This window comes from Dermabacter sp. HMSC08H10 (assembly GCF_001807585.1).
Lineage (GTDB): Bacteria > Actinomycetota > Actinomycetes > Actinomycetales > Dermabacteraceae > Dermabacter > Dermabacter hominis.
The window spans coordinates 257,426-276,326 of record NZ_KV789429.1 but is presented as its reverse complement, the minus strand read 5'-3'; the positions used below and the strand labels follow the sequence as shown (position 1 = coordinate 276,326).

Here is an 18,901-nt window from a genome sequence, read left to right as displayed (position 1 = left end):
AGGGGCGTGGCTTTGACAATTGGAATCGTTGGCCTGCCCAACGTTGGTAAATCGACCCTGTTCAACGCGCTCACCCGTGCGGAGGTGCTCGCGGCGAACTATCCGTTCGCGACGATCGACCCGAACGTCGGTGTGGTGCCGCTTCCGGATCCCCGCCTCGCGCGGCTCGCAGAGATCTTCGGGAGCGAGAAGATCCTCCCCGCGACCGTGAGCTTCGTGGATATCGCCGGCATCGTGAAGGGCGCGAGCGAAGGTGAAGGCCTTGGCAACAAGTTCCTCGCAAATATCCGTGAGGCCGATGCGATTTGCCAAGTCACCCGCGCTTTCAGCGACCCCGACGTCACGCGCGTTCCCGGCTCTGAGACTCCCGCGGGCGACATGGAGACGATTTCGACCGAGCTCATCCTCGCCGACCTCCAGACGATCGATAACGCCCTTCCGCGCCTCGAGAAAGACACGAAGCGCAAGGTCATCGATGCCGCGATCCTTCCCGAGGTGCTCAAAGCAAAAGAGCTCCTCGAATCCGGGAGCACCCTCTTCCAGGGGGCCGACGGTGCCGGGATCGACGTGTCGCTCCTCAAAGAACTGCAGCTCATGACTGCCAAGCCGTTCATCTACGTGTTCAACACGGACGAAGAGGGGCTCGCGGATAACGCGATGCAGGAGGAACTGCGCAAGGCTGTCGCCCCCGCGGAGGCGATCTTCCTCGACGCGAAGTTTGAGAGCGAACTCATCGAGCTCGAGGCCGACGAAGCCGCGGAGATGCTCGCCTCGACGGGCCAGGAGGAGTCCGGCCTCGACCAGCTCGCCCGGGTCGGCTACGACACCCTCAACCTGCAGTCCTACCTCACGGCTGGACCCAAGGAATCGCGTGCCTGGACCATCCACAAGGGCTGGACTGCGCCCCAAGCCGCAGGTGTGATTCACACCGACTTCGAGCGTGGCTTCATCAAGGCCGAAATCGTTTCCTTCGACGAGCTCGACGACGCCGGTTCCATGCAAGAAGCGAAGGCCCGCGGCAAGGTGCGCATGGAGGGCAAGGATTACGTTATGCAAGACGGAGACGTGGTCGAGTTTCGATCAGGACTAACGTCTGGCGGTAGAAGGTGAGCCGCCCAGTTGTCCAGAGCGATGCGCCGCATGGCGGGTTTGCGATTGTCCCGCCCGGCAAAGTGCTCGACTTCATCGACGGCGCCACGTTGAGGCAGGACACGCCCGAGGAGTATGTCCGTCAGGAGATCCTCAAGTCGCTCGTGCGCGAGTACGGGTACGACAAACGCGACATTCGGGTCGAATTCCCGATCAAGTTCGGTAGTCGACGGGTCCGCGTCGACATCGTGGTGTTCCCGCCCGACCTTCGGGCGTCAGAGCAGACCCAATCAACTGCCTGGCTCATCATTGAGTGCAAGAGCGCCAAGGTCCGTCCCTCAATGAAGAAGGACGGTGTCGAACAGATGCTCAGCTACATGGCCGCATGTCCGAACGTCGAAGTCGGCATGTGGACCAACGGTGAGGATATGGCGAGCTACGCCTTTGAAACGGGGACGTCTGGCCAGCGGGTCTCCGTTGAGATCCCTGACATTCCCCACTGTGGTGACAGTGCTGAGGCGGGCACGCCGCGTTTCGACCAACTGCGCCCGGCTGCATCGGACTCTTTGCTGTTTGCTTTCCGGAGGGCTCACAGCTATATCGCTGGTAATCAGGGGATGCAAAAGCCGGAGGCGTTCTGGGAGCTGCTGAAGCTCATATTTTGCAAGATCCAGGATGAACGTGATTCCAGCTCGCCGCAGTTTTACGCAACACCTAAGGAACGTCAGAACATGACTGGCCTGATGCGGTGCTCCTCGCGGATCGGGAAGCTATTCGAGAACGTCAAGACTCAGTACCCTCAGATTTTCAAACCAGTCGAGCAAATCGAACTCGACCCTAAGGTTCTGGCATACATTGTCACGCAGCTTCAGATGTTCTCGTTGCTTGACTCCGATGTGGACGTCAAGGGTAAGGCGTATGAAGAGGTCGTAGGTTCGAACCTTCGCGGGGACCGAGGAGAGTTCTTCACCCCCCGCAACGTCTGCAACATGATGGTCGAGATGCTGGACCCCAGCGACAAAGACCTCATACTTGAAACTTTCATTCCACGACGGATACAAACGCGCGCGAGCTACGATTTGGCCGCCTGACTGGTTCACTCCGCAATCCATGAGCAATTTGAGAGAATGCCATCCAACCGACGACTTAGGGGCAAGTAATGACTGGCGAAAATAGGCAGCTCGATGCAAAGGAAATAAGCGTCGGCAGGCTACTTAATGATGGAGACTACGAGTTTGTCATCCCTGAATACCAACGCCCTTATGCCTGGGGCGTCGAGTGGAGTGGCCTAAGAATTAGGCCCACTCGGTTTAAGTGTTGACCGTGTTTTCTTGTTTCCATTGTTCCGCGTATTTCCGTGGGCTGAGGTAGCCGAGTGAGGAATGCGGATGGAAGTTATTGTAACGTGATGACCATTGGGCCACGAGTAGGCGGGCATGCTCGAGATTCTCGATACTGTTGTCCTCCAAGAGTTCGTCTCTCATCCGGTTATGGAAAGACTCAACGAACCCGTTATGCCAGGGCTGGCCTGGTGGGATGAATGCCTGGATTGTCTCACCCTCGGCTGCCCACTCCTGGAGCGCATGAGCGATGAACTCGGGCCCGTTATCCATCCGGATCACCCGCGGGCGCCCGCCGTGCTCCAGACAAGCCACGTCAAGGAGTTCGGTCACCGAGACCGCGTTAATGTTCTTGTCGACCGTGAAGGCGAGGTGTTCGCGGGTGTATTCATCGATAATGTTACAGATTTTGATTGTCTTGCCGTGCCAGGTTGAATCGAACTGGAAGTCCAACGCCCACACGTTGTTCGGGTACTGGCCGGCAGGAACATCACGATGGGTATCGGCAGCTAGACGCTTGAGCTTCTTCCTAGGCAAGACACGCAAGCCCTCTTCACGCCAGATCCTGCGGAAAGTCTCGCGGCATATCCCGTACCCTTCGGCGAGGGCGTTTCTCCAGGCGCGCCGGTGTCCCCACCGGCGATGATCCTTAACGAAGTCGTGCATCCACGCCCGTAGGTCCGCGTACTTATCCGGCTTGTTCTCGCGGGTCCTAGCGCGCCGGTAAGCACTGCGAGAGAGCCCAACAATCTGGCAGGCAAGTCTTTGGGAGTAGCCCAGCCCGACCAGATGCCAGACGGCATCATAGCGGCGAGCTGGGCTTAGAAGTTTCCCTCCGACAATTCTTTCCACGCAGCCTTTTCCAGCTCTGCCTGACCTAGGAGGCGTTTGAGGCGCGTGTTTTCCTCGCGCAGGCGCTGGAGCTCTTTCGCCTCGCTCTTGGTCATCGCCCCATAGGTAGCCTGCCACCTGTTCAACGTGGCTTCGCTAATCCCCAACGTGGTCAGGATCTGAGCTGTAGTTGATCCCGATTCCTTCAATTCCCGCGCCCTATCGAGCTTACGAACAATCTGCTCGGGAGTATGCTTGCTGAATTTCTTCACCATTCATCCATTCTCCCCACCCACAGGCAGGGCATCAATGGACAGCACTCAAGTCACCTGGACCTAAAAACCTAGAGCACTCCAGGTTCGGTATGACGTAGTCTGTACTTCGGCGTGTCGTAGATTTGTGAGATTATTCGTGCTAACCACTATATGTGGTGCCCGCAATGTGGGTCAGGACTAGATGTAGGGGTGGGATTGCTGAGGTGCAAATGCTGAGAGGAGAACATGCTGATGAGTGAACGCAGGGAAGGCCGAACACGAAGCGTCGCGGAGGTGCGAGTGCTCGAGGGGCAAGATTCACCTGACCTGGTGTTTTTCTCGAGCGTTTCGGAGAACACCCTCCGCTTCGTCGAGAAGCTCGAGCGCCCGGCGGTGCGGATCCCACTCCGACCGCGCACAGAGGGAATGATCCGAGTGACCAGGCCCTACGTGCTCGTGGTTCCGACCTACGGCGGCGGAGCGCAGGCCGGGGCGGTGCCGCGGCAGGTGATTACGTTCCTGAACGATCCTGCAAACCGCGCGCTGATCCGCGGCGTGATTACCGCGGGGAACACCAACTTCGGTGAGCACTACTGCATCGCAGGACCGATCATCTCAGCCAAGTGCAAAGTTCCTGAGCTGTACCGCTTTGAACTTCTTGGCACCAACCGCGACGTTGCTCGAGTCAAGGCTGGTTTAGACGAATTTTGGGCACGACAGAACACATTAGAAGCAGAAGCAAATGAGGAGGACGTCGCATGACGATCGCCACACCATCAGAAACAACCACCCCCAACACTGCACGGGTTGGCGGGGTCGGCGAGCGGAAGGACTACCACGCGCTCAACGCCCAGCTGAACCTGTTTGCGGCGGACGGGTCGATCCAGTTTGACAAGGATCACGAAGCGGCGGAGGCCTACCTGAACCAGCAGGTCATCCCGAACACGAAGCAGTTCGCTTCGGTGTGGGAACGCCTGGAGTGGCTGATCGAAAACGAGTACTACGAAGCCGAATACCTGCGCGCCTACGACAAGGACTTCGTCGAGCGCCTCCACGAACAGGCCGACGCTTTCGGGCACAAGTTCCAGACCTTCCTCGGTGCGTTTAAGTTCTTCACCTCCTACGCGCTGAAAACCTTCGACGGCAGCCTCTTCCTCGAAAACTTCGAGCAGCGAGTTGTTGCCACGGCGCTGTTCCTCGGTCAGGGTGACGAGGAACTGGCTTCGAAGACGGTCACCGAGATCCTCTCGGGCCGTTTCCAGCCGGCAACTCCGACGTTCTTGAACGCGGGTAAGAAACAGCGCGGCGAGCTCGTGTCGTGCTTCCTGCTGCGCGTTGAAGACAATCTCGAATCGATTGGCCGCAGCGTTAACTCTGCGCTGCAGCTGTCCAAGCGCGGCGGCGGTGTGGCGCTGCTGCTGTCAAACCTCCGCGAGGCGGGTGCCCCGATTAAGCAGGTCGAGAACCAGGCTTCCGGTGTTGTTCCCGTGATGAAGATCCTCGAAGACAGCTTCAGCTACGCGAACCAGCTCGGCGCTCGCCAGGGCGCAGGCGCTGCGTACCTGCACGCGCACCACCCCGACATTATGCGGTTCCTCGACACGAAGCGTGAAAACGCTGACGAGAAGATCCGCATTAAGACCCTGTCGGTTGGGGTTGTGATTCCGGATGTGACCTTCGAACTGGCTAAGCAGAACAAAGATATGCACCTGTTTAGCCCCTACGATGTGCTTCGCGAAACCGGTATTCCGCTTTCGGATCAGTCAATCACCGAGCGCTACGACGAGTTCGTCGCGAACCCGCGGATCCGCAAGACCACGATCAGCGCGCGCGAGTTCTTCAAGACCCTCGCTGAGCTGCAGTTCGAGTCGGGCTACCCGTACGTGCTGTTCGAAGACACTGTGAACCGTGCGAACCCGCTCGAGGGGCACATCAACATGTCGAACCTGTGCTCGGAGATTCTGCAGGTGAACACCGCCTCTGAGTACGACGCCGCAATCGGGTACGAGACGATCGGTCACGACATTTCGTGCAACCTCGGCTCGCTGAACATTGCGCAGGCAATGGCCAGCCCGGACTTCGGCGCAACCGTTGAGATTGCGGTGCGGGCGCTGACGAGTGTGTCGGATCAGACCGACATTCAGGCGGTGCCGTCAATTGCCGAGGGTAACCGTGCGTCACACGCCATCGGCCTCGGCCAGATGAACCTGCACGGCTACCTCGCTTCGCAGCGCATCCACTACGGCAGCGAAGAGGGAATTGACTTCACCGACGCGTACTTCCGCACGGTGACCTACCACGCGCTGCGCGCTTCGAACCAGCTGGCGATTGACCGCGGTGCGACCTTCGCGGGCTTCGAGAAGAGCGACTACGCTGACGGCAGCTACTTCGACCGTTACACGGCCGAGGAGTGGGTGCCAGAAACCGCGCGGGTGCGTGAGCTCTTCGCCGAGGCTGGAGTTGCGCTGCCGACGGTTGCGGACTGGGAACAGCTGCGCGAGTCGATCCGCGAACACGGTATCTACAACGCGTACCTGCAGGCGGTGCCACCGACCGGGTCGATTAGCTACGTGAACAACTCGACGGCTTCGATCCACCCGATCGCCTCGAAGATTGAGATTCGTAAAGAGGGCAAGCTCGGCCGCGTGTACTACCCGGCTCCGCACATGACAAACGACAACCTCGAGTTCTTCGAAGACGCCTACGAAATCGGCGCCGAGAAGATCATCGACACCTACGCTGCTGCGACCAAGCACGTGGATCAGGGTCTGTCGCTCACGCTATTCTTTAAAGACGAGGCGACCACTCGCGACATCAACCGCGCGCAGATCTACGCGTGGCGCAAGGGCATCAAGACGCTGTACTACATCCGCCTGCGCCAGCCCGCGCTCGAGGGAACCGAGATCGAAGGCTGCGTTTCCTGCGCGCTGTAGTCGCGTTCGCGCCCGTGCTGCGCGCGCGGGCGCACCGCGCGCCGTCCGCGCACTCCGCGCACTGACCACCAGACACCACTAGTGAAAGAGCTTTATTGAACTATGACTGATCCGTTGAACACCGACCGCCCGCTGCAAGAGATCTCGGTCACCCCGCCGTCGTACCGCCACGACCCGGCAGCGCGGCTGCGCCCCATTAACTGGAACCGCGTCACCGACGACAAAGACCTCGAGGTGTGGAACCGTCTGACCGCGAACTTCTGGCTGCCAGAGAAGGTGCCGCTGTCAAACGACATCCCCGCGTGGCAGAAAATGACCCAGGAAGAGCGCACCCTCACGATGCGCGTCTTCACCGGTCTGACCATGCTCGACACCGTGCAGGCAACTGTCGGTGAGATCGTGCAGATCCAAGACTCCCGCACCGAACACGAAGAGGCCGTCTACACCAACATTGCGTTCATGCAGTCGGTGCACGCCCGCTCGTACTCCTCGGTGTTCTCAACGCTGACGAGCACCCCGGAAATCGACGACGCCTACCGCTGGGCAGTTGCCAACGATCTGCTGCAGGAACGCTGCAAGAAGGTGCTGCACCACTACTACGGCGATGATCCGCTCAAGCGTAAAGTGTCTTCGACGCTGCTGTCGTCGCTGCTGCTGTACGCAGGGTTCTACCTGCCGCTGCACTTCTCGGTGCACGCGACGCTGACGAACACCGCAGACATGATCCGCCTGATTCTGCGTGACAAGGCAGTGCATGGTTACTACTCTGGTTACAAGTACCAGCGCGGACTCGAGACGCAGAGCAAAGAGCGTCAGGAAGAGATGCGCAAGTTCACCTTCGACCTGCTGGAAGAGCTCTACGAGCTTGAGCTGCAGTACTCGGGTGAGCTGTACGAGCCGCTCGGCCTGATGGACGACGTTGCCGTGTTCGTGCGTTACAACGCGAACAAGGCGCTGATGAACCTCGGTTACCCGTCGCGGTTTACCGCTGAAGAGACCGAAGTGAACCCTGAGATTCTCGCGGCGCTGTCACCTGGCAGCAACGAAAACCACGACTTCTTCAGTGGATCAGGATCGAGCTACATCATCGGTAAGGGCGAAGACACCACCGACGACGACTGGGACTTCTAGGCTCAAGGGCTTAACGGCTCGAGGGCTCAGCGGCTCGATTCGGGCCGCACCGTCCGAATAGCGCACCGCGGGTTGGACGCTGGCACACGCCGGCAACCTTCCCGCGGTGCGCTGTTTTGTGCCCGAGCCAGCGCGATTCTTGTCGACTATGATCGACAAAACCTCCGCAAAGTAGCAGCTTGTCGACTATACTCGACAAGACAGGGAGGTTTGTGGTGGACAGAATCATTGAACGCCCGAGATACTTTTCGCGGATCCAGCCCTTTATCGACAAACCCCTCGTGAAGGTGCTCACCGGTGTGCGTCGCTGCGGCAAATCTACGATTCTGCAGCAGCTGCAAGAAGTGATTCGCGCGGGCAGCGCTGATCCACAAGTGTTTGCGATGAATTTTGAGTCCGCTGACGGGCTTCACATCACAGACGCAGCGGCGCTGCTACGGCGCATCGAAGCCGAAAACCTCAACAAAAACACCCGCGCGTATTTCTTCTTTGACGAAATTCAGCAGGTCGCCGACTGGGAGAAAGCCATCAACGCGATCCGCGTCGACTATGACGCAGATATCTATGTCACCGGGTCGAATTCGCGCATGCTTTCCGGTGATCTCGCCACACATCTTGCCGGTCGCTACGTTGAGTTCTTGATCCAACCGTTTTCGTTTGCGGAATTTGTCGAGCTGCACCGCCAAAGCGACCGCACACTGAGCGAACACTTCCAGCACTTTGTGCAGTTCGGCGGTTTCCCGGCGTTGAAATACTTCAACCTCGACCGGGAACCCTCGCTCGACTACCTTGACTCGGTGTACAACTCGGTTGTGCTCAAAGACGTGATTGAGTATCACCAGATCCGCGACGTCGACATTTTTCACCGCATCGTCGGTTACTGCTTCGCAAATATTGGAAAAACCTTCTCGGCGCAGTCACTGGTGCGTTTTTTCAAAAGCGAGGGGCGCACCGTTTCGGTTGATACCGTGTTGAACTACCTTGAGTTTTGCGTGAACGCTTTCTTGATTTATCGGGTTCCGCGCTTTGACATTGCGGGGAAGGCGAGGCTTCGGGCAACTGAGAAGTACTATGCGGTGGATCACGGTTTTCGTGAAACGCTCGGCCTTTCGAACCAGGCCGACATTGAGCTGACCCTCGAAAACATCGTGTGCGTGGAGCTGCTTGCGCGCGGGTACGAGGTAAGTGTCGGAAGAGCCGGCGCGCGCGAGATTGACTTCATCGCCCGCAAAGGTTCCGACACTGAGTACTTCCAGGTGAGTTACCTGCTCGGCAGCCAAAACACCGTCGACCGCGAGTTCGGTGCCTTTCGCGGGGTTACCGACAACTTCCCGAAAACCGTGCTGAGCATGGACCAGTTCGACATGAGCCGCGACGGGATCCAACACAAAAACATTATCGAGTGGCTTGTCGAGCCCTCACCGTTGCACAGCTAGGTGTCATCGCCTAGCCTGAATACCAACATGACCGGTACCGCTACCCATTTTGGTGGGAGCCCAGGGCCGGTCTTTGTTTTTCTCGATCTAGCCGTCATGCTCCTGTAGCCAAATGAGGCCACCCAACGCGCTGGGGCCGTGGCATTATTTAGGTAATCGTTCAGCCCGCTTCGACCATCAGGTTGGAGACGGGCTGGATTTCTTTCGAGGCATGAAAACCCGATGAAGAAGATCAAAAATCCCACCACGGTTGAAGTGCAGATTGCCCTCATGCGCTCACGAGGGATGGAGCTCAACGAATCCCTAGCAAGGCAGTGGCTGTCTAGCGTCTCTTACTACAGGCTGTCCGGGTATTGGTACGCCTACCGGATTCTCCCAGAGCCTGAAGACCCCAAACAGCCGCAACGCGCCGACAGCTTTGTGCGAGGCACGAAGTTCGAAGAAATAGTCGCTCTCTACGAATTCGACCGTAAAATGCGCACACTTATTTACGATGGGATTGAGCGGATTGAGGTTGCGCTACGTGCACGGATCGGCGAACTACTCGTCGCGAAAGGAGCCTTATCTTACAAAGATCCAGGTATCTTTCGTGAGGATTTCCGGCATCAAGACTGGCTAGAGACTGCTGAGAAGCGTGTGGATCGCGAGCGAAAACGTAACCGCGCTGTGGCTCACTACAGTGTCAACTACGGGGATTACCCATTCTGGGTTCTTGCTGATGTCCTTGATTTTTCCGATATTTCCATCCTCTTTGATGGCCTCACTCTTGATGATCAGCGGAGTATTGCACACAGTTTCGGTTTCTTTGGCGACGTCGATCGATTGAACTCTAAGCAGAAGAAGAGCTACTACAACCAAGATCCCCTCGCTCGATGGTGCGAACAACTCACCGTTCTGCGAAACACAGGTGCACATCACGGCCGCGTATGGAACCGCCACTTCACCCCGGCAGCGACGAATGCTTTCCGAACGATACAAGAACTGTCTTGTCTCCCGAAGGGGCAAAGTCGGTGGGGTTACCCGCAAATCGTGGACACGTAGTGGAGCTACCTAGTGGTTAGGCAGCTATTCCTTTTCTGCTAGTGATTAGACCAATTTGGTTCTCAAAGTCGACGGGGCTGACCATACCGAGTGCGGAATGTCGGCGTCGACGGTTGTAGACGACTTCAATCCAGTAGGCAACGGCCTTGCGTGCAGCATCACGGGTCGTCCAGCGCTTACGGTCGTAGAACTCGGTTTTAAGCGTCGACCAGAACGACTCAGCCATCGCGTTATCGAAGCACACACCAGTACGCCCCACGGACTGAGCAATGCTCAGGCTGCGGCAAACCTCCCAGAGCTGCTCGCTAGTGAATTGAGCTCCGCGGTCAGCGTGAAACACCAGCCCATCAGGAACGTCACCACGCAACGTGTGCGCCATCCGCAGGGCTCGCTCGACCAGGGAAGTATCTTGAACGCTATCCATAGCCCAGCCCAGCACCCGGCGGGAATGGCCATCGCGGACCGCGCACAAGTACAACCAGCCTTCACCGGTGCGCAAGTAGGTAATATCTGACATCCACACCCGGTTGAGCTCACCAGTATCAAACATGCGCTTGACCAGGTCAGGAAGCGTGGACTTACGCTTAGCTTGAATCGTTGTCACCGGGACAAAGGCCCGCGGTGAAATCCCCTCAATCCCCATCATGCACATCCGTTTAGCCACAGTCTTACGGTTAAGTGCAATGTGGTGGAGTTCCGCTTCAACGTGTGAGGCGGTCGCCGGCGGCTCCGGGGCCAGTCCGATTGGAGCTGATGTTGGGGTGATAGCATGAGTGCAAGCACCTTCGGGAGGTGATCGTGATGTCGTCCATTGTCGTCCGTGGGCTTGATGAGTCGGTCAAGGCTCGCTTGGCTGCTCAGGCCAGGGAGCATGGTCGCTCCATGGAGGCGGAAGTTCGTGACATCCTGACGCGGGCGGCGACCCGTCCAAACATTGGGCTCGCGCTGTTGCGTGCGGGACAGCTGGCCGGTGGGGTCGAAGACTTGCCGATTCCCGAACGTTCTGACCGCGCCCGCGTAGTGGACTTCTCGTGATCGTTCTCGACACGAACGTCGTCTCCGAGGTGCTCAGGCCGCGTCCGGAAGTGAACGTCGTGGAATGGCTGGAATCGGTCACTGATGACGTTGCCATCACCGCAATCACTCTGGCTGAGCTCTTGGCGGGCCTGCGCAGGTTGCCTGATGGTAGGCGAAAGACCGAGCTCACTGGGGCGGTTGAGGGTGCTCTGCGTCCGTATCGCGACACCGGTGCGATTCTTGCCTTCGATGCCGTGGCGGCTCCGCACTATGCCGACACCCTGGCCCAGCGAGAAGCGGCTGGTCTTCCGGTCTCGACTGGGGATGCGCAGATAGCGGCGATCTGTCGAGCCCGGGGAGCGGTCTGTGCGACGCGCAACATCAAGGACTTCCTGAGGACCGGTGTCTCCTTGTTTGATCCGTGGACAGGAACTTCGCACCCCGCTTCGTGACTCGGGCTCGTCGCGGGCCTTGGTTAGAGCTTGCGCAGGATCGGGCAATCGATGAGATCGCTGCGATCAAGCCCTTGCGGGCCGCCTAAGGCTCGCTTGCCACGACCCCTCGGCACCCAGAATGCTTCGCCGCCCCAGAAGCGTGGGGAATGCTTTGCTTGGGGGTGAATCCTGGTGCTGGAATGCTCCTGATGGTCAACGCTGTGCACCTTCGTGAGCTGTCGGTCCATGACGCGGAGGTGATGGCCGAAGTGCTGGCGGACCCATCGCTGTACGAGTTCACCGGTGGGTCCGCCGAGCGCTACGGAGCTCGAGCGGCCGTACGCGATCCAGACTCGGGGCTGCTCCCTCGATGGCTCGAAGGACTGGATCAACTTGGTGGTGCTGCTTGACGCCCAGCCCATCGGATATGTGCAAGCCACTGTTCCCAAGAATGGCGGACCCGCCGAGATTGCCTGGGTGGTCGGTAAGCCGTGGCAGGGCCACGGTTATGCGTCGCGGGCCGCGCAGCTGCTGGTCGATCGGCTCGTTCAACGTGGAGTTCACAGTGTGGCTGCGCATATCAATCCCGATCATCTGGCCTCGCAGGCGGTAGCTGCGAAGCTGGGCATGGTCCCGACCGATGTGGTCGACGGTGAGAGACGGTGGGTGAGCACAGGCGTCTGACCCTGTGGCAGCGGCATGTAAGGCCTGAGGTCAGCTGCCCTGTGGCGAGCCTTCCAAGATCCACCTGACTGCCCCTAATCGTGGCGACCCGGTCGAGTTCCGGTTTGTGTGTAGTTGGCTGCTGCGACTTGGAGCAAGGGGCCGCAGGGGCATTGTGCAGGTGGCTACGCCGACTCGACGCGATCGGCGCGTCTGAACAGCGCCGATAAGGCGATGTGGAGCTCTTCCTCGACGGCGTCAGCCGTGCGTGGGTCATAGAGCAGTTGCGAGCCATATCCCTGCACCAGGGCGAGCCAGATGCGTGCCGCGCGGGTTGGATCGACGGGCTGGATCTCGCCCTCCGCGATGGCGCGTCCGATGAGTGACGCGATGCGCCCCACCAATTCGGCATCCTCCGTGCGCAGTGCGAGGGAAAAGGCCTGATTGGTGTGCGCCAGGTTTCCGAATCCCGTCGCGACGATTTCCTGGCGGCGGCTCCGTTCGTTGAGTGGCAGGATCTGCAGCGTCAGGGCGACGAGCCAGTCCACGAGCGTCGGCTGACTCGGCACGGCGACAGCCGGTGCCGCCGCGGCTGCACGGAAGCGGGCGAGCATCGCCTGGAGCAGCTCGTCCTTGGTGGCGAAGGACTTCTGGACCGCCCCGAGCGACATTCCCGCCTCTGCGGCCACGCTGCGATAGGATACCGCTCCCATGCCGTCGCGAGCCATGACGGCCAGGCCCGCGTCGGCATAGGCCTGCTGCCGTGAGGTCAGTTCCATGGGTTCATTCTGCCTCGGCCTGGGTGGTGCGGGGCCACCACCACACCGCCTGCACTGCCAGCAGGGCCAGGGTGCCGAACAGGCTGATCAGCCCTGCAGTGTCGACCGAATCCCCGGTCAGCCAGGCCGCGTAGTCATAGACCGCGTGCCAGATGATCCCGATCCACAGGCTCCGGCATGCGATCACCATTCCCGCGAGGACGATCCCCACGAGCAGGGCGAGCGCTTGCTGGCCGACGATGTAGACGACTGGCTGGCCGGTGAAGATGTTGCCGAGGTGGAGGAGTGCAAAGATCACTGCGCCTGCGACGATCGCGAACCGGTCGCCGCGCCCCCGCAGGGCGGCGAGCAACAGACCCCGGAACCAGATCTCCTCGTTGAAGCCCACGGCGATCCACAGCGACAGGTACGCCGCTGCCATCAGGGGGGACCCCCTGTCAAGCGATCTCGTCGGAGTTGTCCCCGTGCTCTGAACGGGCTGTGACGGCACCTCGGGGAGCCAAGCGGTGCAGCTGCGACGCGGCCTCGCTCAACGCCCAGCGTGTCCCCGGTGTCGGAACCTGGTTTCGTCGCTCCAAGCATCACCTCAGGAGCTTGCCGGTGAGGTGGTAGGCGTGGCAGTCTCGGCACCAGTAGGAGCGAATCTCTCTACGCTTGTGATTGCCTCGCTCGGCTCTGCCGCCGGCGGTTGCCAGCTCTTCCAGCCTTTTCCTGACTGGCCGTATCCATCGTGGTGCATGCCCGGGATTCTCCTTGACCTCACCCGTGTCGCCGACCGTACGGGCTACCTCTTACAATCCCCGCCCGTCGCCGCAGGGCCGCTGGTCCTGCGGCTCGATGAGCGACGCCGTGCCTGCGGGCGTGCTCCGCTCGCGGGTCATTGGTCTGGCTATACTTGGTGCTCGCTGCACCGCTGATTGCTCGAAGGAGGGTTGTATGGGTTCCTGGGATCCCACGCATGCACTGACGCTCAACGGCGGCGCGTCCGTGACGGAAGTGTGCAAGCTGCTCGATCCGGAGGCGATGCTGCGGCGCGTCCTGTCGGGCATGGATGGTCAGCAGGAGTTCGCCGTCTCCCTGGCACGGTTCCCCGAGGGGACGCGGTTGTGGGATCCCCGGGCCTCCGGGTGGCCACTGTGCTTCCTGCAGGCGGCGGGGGCAGCGACGGCAATGATGGTCGAAGTGAGCCAGTTCGATGCCTCGGGCGAGCTGGGTCTGTACAAGCTCGGGTGCAGGGGCTCCGACGAACAAGGAGCCGCGCAGCTGGAGGTTCGTTGGCGAGGTCGGGCGGAGACGGTTCCGAAGCTTGAGGTCTTCACTGCGCAACAGGCCGGCGACATCTTCGTCCACTACTACCGGACGGACAGCGTCCCCGACTGGTGTACCTTGCGCCGGTTCGAGTGATCACCGTCCCGGCTGGCGGGGATGCTTGCCGGTTGCCCTTGTCAGGCGCCAGTTTCGATCCTTCGGGCGAAGGGGTAGTCGGTGATCACGCCGTCGCCGTCGACGTCGAGCACAGCGTCGAAGTCCTCGTCCCGTTGATGAAGCGAACCGAGCCGCGATCGATGCTGGCGTAGTACTGCTCCGAGGCGCTGACCTCCAGCGAAGGCAGATCGATCCACGCCATCACCAGCCGTTGTTCAGGTTGGATGTCGAGTAGTCACTGGTGATGACGCCAGCGACCAATAACCATGTGGCCCATGGACCACGCGACGACTGACCAGCGCAGCCCCGCTGCCGGCGCGTCGTCCTGCCGTCCGCCCGCCTGCGCCACCCGTCGCGGGTTCCTCACCGGAGCCGCACTGGTGCCGGTCGCCGCGGGGCTGACGTCGTGCGCCTCGCCGACGCCTCCGGCCCAGCAACCGACGCCGCGACCGACCGTCGCTGCCGTGTATCGCGGCTCAGCCGGATGCGACGGTTGCGCCGAGACGCTCGCGGAACGACTCGCGGGCGCGCCGCTGCACATGGAGGTGACCTTCGTCGGCCCCGACGAGGAGGTTGCGCTGGACGCGGGGGCCCTCGACGGGATCGACCTGTACGTCCAGCCGGGCGGCGGCGACGACATCCCGGCAGCCGCCGCCGAGTTCCCCGCACCGTTCGTCGAGGCGCTGCAGGAGTGGGTGCGCGGCGGGGGCCGCTATCTGGGCGTCTGCATGGGGGCCTACCTGGCTGGCAACGACGGGTTCGGACTCATCCCAAGGCAGATCGACGGTGAGGTCGGGGCGCCGGGGTTTCCCGTGGTGGACAGTGCCGACCACCTGGTCGCGGTCACCTGGGACGGCACCCGACGGTGGACGTACTTCCAGGAAGGTGCCCGACTGCCCGAACGTGGCGCCGTCGTGCATGCCCGCTACGAGACCGGCGACATCGCCGCGGCGCGCTACGTCCTCGGGCAGGGCCGCATCGGCCTGATCGGCCCGCACCCCGAGGCCGACACCACCTGGCTGAAGGGCAGCGGACTCATCGACGAGGACGGCGACGACTGGGCCTACGCCCTGCCCCTGGTGCGCCAGCTCGTGCCATGAACCCGGGCGCCGGTTCGGCGCGGCAGGATGGGGCCGTGCACCCCGTCCTCAACCTCATCCGCACCCGCATGGCCGCGGGCTCCCGTCCGCTGCACCGGGACGACGACGCCCGCCTCGCCGTGGTGCTCGAGGGCGGCAGCTCGCGAGCAGCCCACGGCGGCAGCATGATCTGTGAGCTGGAGGAACGCGGCCTGCTGGCGGCCTTCGACGCGGTGTACGGCTCGTCGGCAGGAGCCCTCAACGGCGCATGGCTCGTGTGCGAGCGGGCCCGCGCCAACGTCCACGGCTGGTGGATCTCGGAGTCGATGGGCGCCATCATGAAGCCGGGCAACCTCTGGCGGGGCCAGCCGGTGGTCGACGGGGAGCACATCGTCGACGTCGTGTACGAGACGGTCACGCCGATGGGCTTCGACGAGATCCTCGCGAGCCCTGTCGAGTTCCATCCCGCCGGCACCGACGCCGCCGACGTCACCCTCGCCCAGCTCCACGGGGACGCTGACGGCCCGTACACGGGCTGTGAGGAGGTCTGGTGCCTCGACCACGAGAACATCCCGGTGCCCTGCGAGATGGGCCTTGCCGAGGTCGCCGAGTGGGGTGAGGTCCACGAGGAGGTCGGTGAGACTCTGTGGCCTGCGCTGTGCGCCTGGGTGGAGTCGGGTAACTACACCTCCGTGGGGCGCTGCCTGCCCAGCACTTCCGACTTCGAGGAGCGCTACTGCGGGCAGTGGGAGCGCTTCGACGACTTCGCCGCCCAGCTCGCTGAGGACACCGGTCTAATGGACGGATGGCCCGAGGAGGCTCAGCGGTACTTCAACTGGGAATCATGGACCCGCGACCTGCTGTTCGACCACACCGTCATACCCGCACCCGACGGTGGGGTGTTCGTATTCCGAGACCTGTGACATAAGAGCCCCGCAGCCAGATTTGGTGAACTGGTCCCCGATTGTCGGACTGGTTTGAAAGCCTAGGGCCTAGGCGGCAAGGGTCTGTTCCCGGTATTGGACCGGGGGCAGGCCCTTGTTGCTGTTGTGGGGGCGGTGGTGGTTGAACCAGTCGATGTAGTCGGTGAACTCGGTGGTGAGTTGCTCGACGGTGGTGATCGTGGTCGAGCAGAACAGTTCGTCCTTGAGGTGGCCGAAGAAGCTCTCGATTACGGCATTGTCGAGGCAGTTCCCGCGCCGGGACATCGATCCTCTCGCGCCGGCCTGGCCGAGGATCCTGCGCCATTGCCAGTGCTGATATTGGAATCCCTGGTCCGAGTGGACGATCGGGTGGTCTCCCTCTCGCAGCCGGCCGACGGCCTGTTCCAGGGAGGTGTTGGTCAGGGCCAGGTTCGGTGACGGGCCGATGGTCGCGCCTATGATCTGGCGGTCGAACAGGTCCATGACCGCCGACAGATACACCTTCTCGCCGTCGAGGTGGAACTCGGTGACGTCGGTGACCCACTTCTGGTTCGGGCCAGTGGTGGTGAAGTCACGCTGGAGAAGGTTCGGGAAGGTCTTGCCGACCTCGCCCTTGAAGGACCGGAACCGCTTGCGGCGAATCTCGCAACGCAGCCCGAGGTCGCGCATGAACTTCAGGACGGTCTTCTTCGCGACGATCCAGCCCTGGACCCGCAGTTTGGCCCAGACCCGTCGATGCCCGAACCGGCGACGCGAGGCCTCGAAGACCTCCCTGATCGTCGCCTTCAACCCAGCCTGCGGGTCCGGGGCGGTGAGGCGGGCTTGGTGATAGACGAACGTGGATCTCGCCAGTCCGGCCGCGGCCAGCAGATCGGTGAGCCTGTGGTCTGCCTTGAGGGAAACGACGGCCATCACCTTGACCGACGTTGTGGCTCCATCAAGGCCCGCAATTTTCCCAGGTAGGCGTTCTCCGCCCTCAGCCGCTCAACCTCGCGCCGCAGAGTTTCGATCTCGTCGGACGGCCCCGTGGCCGTCTTCCGACCTCGTGGTCTGGGTCTGAGACCGTCTTCGCCCTGCTCGCGCAGGATCCTTCCCCATCTCTGGACGATCTGGGGAGAGGACAGACCGAATTCGATCGCCAGGTCCGTCTTCGGCTCCCCAGCCAGGAAACGCTGCGCGACGACCACCTTCGTTTCGAACGGATAGACCTTCTTGCCCGATGCCATGACCAGCGCTCCTCTGCCTCGAACACGCCAACGCTGGAACAACTTGCGCACCGGCCAACGACTCACACCAAGCTCAGACGCCACGGCCGTGTCGCCCCAGCCCGCCTCGAACAACCCTACAGCCGCCCGCTGCTGGGCTTGGGTCAGAGAACTACTCGCATACATGAAGACTCCCCGGAAGAAGAAACTGAATTCTCAGTCCAACTTCCGGGGAGCACTTCAGGCTCAGCGGCACCCTGGGACCGGCCGCGGTCGCCTGGCTCGCCGCAGCCGCGAGCCCGCTCGTCGCGACCCTGGCACTGGCGGCCGCTGAGGTCGTCGGGGCCGGAGCCGTGCTCGCCCTGCCGCGCCAGTCCCCGCTCGACGACCCCGGCGCGGTCCCGTCCCCAGGACGCACCCTCGTCACGATCCGGCGATCCGGCCCGCTGCGGCGCACTCTCGTCCTGACCGTCGTCGTCGCATTCTCCGTCGCGGCGCTGCCGATCTATGCCGTCGCGGTCGCGCAGTCCCTGGGCGAGGCGGCGCTGGCCGGGAGCCTGGTCGCAAGCTACGGAATCGGCACCCTCGCCGGCTCCGGGCTGCTCATGGTCCGGCCGCTGCACGGGGACGCCGACAAGCTCACCGGCGTCCTCGCGGCAGTCGTCGCTGCGGCACTGCTCCTGGTCATCGCGACGACGAACTTCACTGCTGCCCTCGTCGCGTTCGGCGCAGCAGGGATTGCGAACTCACTGTTCTTCGCGGCTACGCTCGCGGCTCGGAGCGAGTACGCCCCGCCCGAGGCGCGCGGGCAGATCTTCATCTGGGTCGGCGCGCTGAAGATCGCCGCCGGCTCGGCCGGCACCGCCGTCGCCGGAGCGCTCATCGGCGGCACCGCCTGGCTGCCGGTCGCAATCGTCGCCGCCCTCTCAACTGCTGCGGCAGCGGTCTGTCTGGTCGAGCGGAGTAGGGATCGAACCTGACCCGCGGTCACCGCTCCCCGACGAGCCGCGGGCACCGCAGCAGACGAGGGGCAGCCGGGCATCGGCGCAATCCTGCGCGAGCACCGCGCCGACGTCATCGCGCGGATCCTCCTCCTGCTGGTCACGGTCACTCCAATCGTCCTGCTCTCCCACGACATGGCGGTCTTCCTGGACGACGGGCTCGACCGGCTCGGTGCGCCGCTGGCTCTCTGCGGCGTGCTCATCGCGCTGCTTTGCCGAGTTCGCAAGCTGAGGTTATTCGGCTACGGAACGTGGTGGAGTTCCGCTTCAATGTGTGACTCGGTTCGCCTTCGTTTTGTCGTCGGAAGCGCTCGTTACAT

The 18,901-nt window shown here is 61.8% G+C and carries 22 protein-coding genes and 1 pseudogene; 15 read left to right on the top strand and 8 right to left on the bottom strand.

The window, feature by feature from the left end:
• The first annotated feature begins 6 nt into the window (after window positions 1-6).
• Complete coding sequence (ychF, locus tag HMPREF3176_RS09405; RefSeq protein WP_034372396.1) at window positions 7-1,110, top strand: redox-regulated ATPase YchF; 1,104 nt, start codon at window positions 7-9, stop codon at window positions 1,108-1,110.
• Window positions 1,107-2,180: a type I restriction enzyme HsdR N-terminal domain-containing protein gene (locus HMPREF3176_RS09400; RefSeq protein ID WP_016664105.1), complete on the top strand. Its 1,074-nt coding sequence runs from the start codon at window positions 1,107-1,109 to the stop codon at window positions 2,178-2,180. The genes ychF and HMPREF3176_RS09400 overlap by 4 nt, the downstream gene beginning before the upstream one ends.
• Window positions 2,181-2,399: 219 nt before the next feature.
• Here the strand turns inward: HMPREF3176_RS09400 and HMPREF3176_RS09395 are convergent, their stop codons facing one another.
• Entirely contained in the window at window positions 2,400-3,281 is an 882-nt protein-coding gene (locus HMPREF3176_RS09395; protein WP_083286359.1) for an IS3 family transposase, read from the bottom strand.
• A complete protein-coding gene (locus tag HMPREF3176_RS09390; protein ID WP_016664108.1) occupies window positions 3,251-3,535 on the bottom strand; it encodes a transposase in 285 nt (94 codons plus the stop codon). The genes HMPREF3176_RS09395 and HMPREF3176_RS09390 overlap by 31 nt, the downstream gene beginning before the upstream one ends.
• 225 nt (window positions 3,536-3,760) lie before the next feature.
• Between HMPREF3176_RS09390 and nrdI the strand changes: the two genes are divergently transcribed.
• From nrdI to HMPREF3176_RS09365, 5 genes are all read left to right on the top strand, one after another.
• Window positions 3,761-4,276, top strand: a complete 516-nt coding sequence (nrdI, locus tag HMPREF3176_RS09385; RefSeq protein WP_019174207.1) for a class Ib ribonucleoside-diphosphate reductase assembly flavoprotein NrdI — start codon at window positions 3,761-3,763, stop codon at window positions 4,274-4,276.
• Entirely contained in the window at window positions 4,273-6,447 is a 2,175-nt protein-coding gene (nrdE, locus tag HMPREF3176_RS09380) for a class 1b ribonucleoside-diphosphate reductase subunit alpha (protein WP_016664110.1), read from the top strand. The genes nrdI and nrdE overlap by 4 nt, the downstream gene beginning before the upstream one ends.
• Window positions 6,448-6,549: 102 nt before the next feature.
• Window positions 6,550-7,578, top strand: a complete 1,029-nt coding sequence (gene nrdF / locus HMPREF3176_RS09375) for a class 1b ribonucleoside-diphosphate reductase subunit beta (protein ID WP_016664111.1) — start codon at window positions 6,550-6,552, stop codon at window positions 7,576-7,578.
• Between the two features lie 281 nt (window positions 7,579-7,859).
• On the top strand, window positions 7,860-9,014 hold the full coding sequence (locus HMPREF3176_RS09370; protein WP_016664112.1) for an ATP-binding protein: 1,155 nt from the start codon (window positions 7,860-7,862) through the stop codon (window positions 9,012-9,014).
• Window positions 9,015-9,236: 222 nt separating this feature from the next.
• Entirely contained in the window at window positions 9,237-10,055 is an 819-nt protein-coding gene (locus HMPREF3176_RS09365; protein WP_070459966.1) for an Abi family protein, read from the top strand.
• A 16-nt stretch (window positions 10,056-10,071) separates the two neighbouring features.
• Here the strand turns inward: HMPREF3176_RS09365 and HMPREF3176_RS09360 are convergent.
• A pseudogene (locus HMPREF3176_RS09360) lies at window positions 10,072-10,872 on the bottom strand (IS3 family transposase); the annotation flags it as partial.
• On the opposite strand from HMPREF3176_RS09360, the gene HMPREF3176_RS09355 reads away from it, so the two are divergent.
• The 4 genes from HMPREF3176_RS09355 to HMPREF3176_RS10610 all read left to right on the top strand — a co-directional run bounded on the left by HMPREF3176_RS09355 (window position 10,857) and on the right by HMPREF3176_RS10610 (window position 12,190).
• A complete protein-coding gene (locus HMPREF3176_RS09355; RefSeq protein ID WP_016664115.1) occupies window positions 10,857-11,090 on the top strand; it encodes a FitA-like ribbon-helix-helix domain-containing protein in 234 nt (77 codons plus the stop codon). The pseudogene HMPREF3176_RS09360 and the gene HMPREF3176_RS09355 overlap by 16 nt on opposite strands.
• The gene (locus HMPREF3176_RS09350; RefSeq protein ID WP_016664116.1) at window positions 11,087-11,524 is read left to right on the top strand and encodes a type II toxin-antitoxin system VapC family toxin; all 438 of its coding nucleotides are present in this window, start codon (window positions 11,087-11,089) and stop codon (window positions 11,522-11,524) included. Before HMPREF3176_RS09355 ends, HMPREF3176_RS09350 begins: the two co-directional genes overlap by 4 nt.
• A gap of 191 nt (window positions 11,525-11,715) precedes the next feature.
• Entirely contained in the window at window positions 11,716-11,916 is a 201-nt protein-coding gene (locus tag HMPREF3176_RS10615) for a hypothetical protein (protein ID WP_227909832.1), read from the top strand.
• The gene (locus HMPREF3176_RS10610; RefSeq protein ID WP_232049727.1) at window positions 11,903-12,190 is read left to right on the top strand and encodes a GNAT family N-acetyltransferase; all 288 of its coding nucleotides are present in this window, start codon (window positions 11,903-11,905) and stop codon (window positions 12,188-12,190) included. Before HMPREF3176_RS10615 ends, HMPREF3176_RS10610 begins: the two co-directional genes overlap by 14 nt.
• A 164-nt stretch (window positions 12,191-12,354) precedes the next feature.
• On the opposite strand, the gene HMPREF3176_RS09340 is transcribed toward HMPREF3176_RS10610, so the two are convergent.
• Both HMPREF3176_RS09340 and HMPREF3176_RS09335 read right to left on the bottom strand, forming a co-directional pair.
• Complete coding sequence (locus HMPREF3176_RS09340) at window positions 12,355-12,948, bottom strand: TetR/AcrR family transcriptional regulator (protein WP_016664118.1); 594 nt, start codon at window positions 12,946-12,948, stop codon at window positions 12,355-12,357.
• 4 nt (window positions 12,949-12,952) lie between these two features.
• Window positions 12,953-13,369, bottom strand: coding sequence for a CPBP family intramembrane glutamic endopeptidase (locus HMPREF3176_RS09335; RefSeq protein ID WP_016664119.1), 417 nt, complete (start codon window positions 13,367-13,369; stop codon window positions 12,953-12,955).
• 515 nt (window positions 13,370-13,884) lie between these two features.
• Between HMPREF3176_RS09335 and HMPREF3176_RS09330 the strand changes: the two genes are divergently transcribed.
• Window positions 13,885-14,352 (top strand): hypothetical protein, encoded by a 468-nt coding sequence (locus HMPREF3176_RS09330; protein ID WP_016664120.1) that lies wholly within the window; start codon window positions 13,885-13,887, stop codon window positions 14,350-14,352.
• 41 nt (window positions 14,353-14,393) lie between these two features.
• Here HMPREF3176_RS09330 and HMPREF3176_RS10395 read toward each other — a convergent pair whose 3' ends face one another.
• Window positions 14,394-14,570, bottom strand: a complete 177-nt coding sequence (locus HMPREF3176_RS10395; protein ID WP_147594896.1) for a putative glycolipid-binding domain-containing protein — start codon at window positions 14,568-14,570, stop codon at window positions 14,394-14,396.
• 78 nt (window positions 14,571-14,648) lie between these two features.
• Between HMPREF3176_RS10395 and HMPREF3176_RS10285 the strand changes: the two genes are divergently transcribed.
• A complete protein-coding gene (locus HMPREF3176_RS10285) occupies window positions 14,649-15,473 on the top strand; it encodes a BPL-N domain-containing protein (RefSeq protein WP_168161977.1) in 825 nt (274 codons plus the stop codon).
• Window positions 15,470-16,375: an antirestriction protein ArdA gene (locus HMPREF3176_RS09320; RefSeq protein ID WP_016664122.1), complete on the top strand. Its 906-nt coding sequence runs from the start codon at window positions 15,470-15,472 to the stop codon at window positions 16,373-16,375. The genes HMPREF3176_RS10285 and HMPREF3176_RS09320 overlap by 4 nt, the downstream gene beginning before the upstream one ends.
• Window positions 16,376-16,444: 69 nt before the next feature.
• On the opposite strand, the gene HMPREF3176_RS09315 is transcribed toward HMPREF3176_RS09320, so the two are convergent.
• Together HMPREF3176_RS09315 and HMPREF3176_RS09310 are read right to left on the bottom strand one after the other, a co-directional pair.
• Window positions 16,445-17,287: an IS3 family transposase gene (locus tag HMPREF3176_RS09315; RefSeq protein WP_070460153.1), complete on the bottom strand. Its 843-nt coding sequence runs from the start codon at window positions 17,285-17,287 to the stop codon at window positions 16,445-16,447.
• Window positions 17,287-17,601 carry a helix-turn-helix domain-containing protein gene (locus HMPREF3176_RS09310; RefSeq protein WP_168161976.1) on the bottom strand — a complete coding sequence of 105 codons (315 nt, stop codon included), beginning with the start codon at window positions 17,599-17,601 and terminating at the stop codon, window positions 17,287-17,289. Before HMPREF3176_RS09310 ends, HMPREF3176_RS09315 begins: the two co-directional genes overlap by 1 nt.
• Window positions 17,602-17,933: 332 nt before the next feature.
• Between HMPREF3176_RS09310 and HMPREF3176_RS09305 the strand changes: the two genes are divergently transcribed.
• Window positions 17,934-18,560 carry an MFS transporter gene (locus tag HMPREF3176_RS09305; RefSeq protein WP_016664125.1) on the top strand — a complete coding sequence of 209 codons (627 nt, stop codon included), beginning with the start codon at window positions 17,934-17,936 and terminating at the stop codon, window positions 18,558-18,560.
• Window positions 18,561-18,901 lie beyond the last annotated feature (341 nt).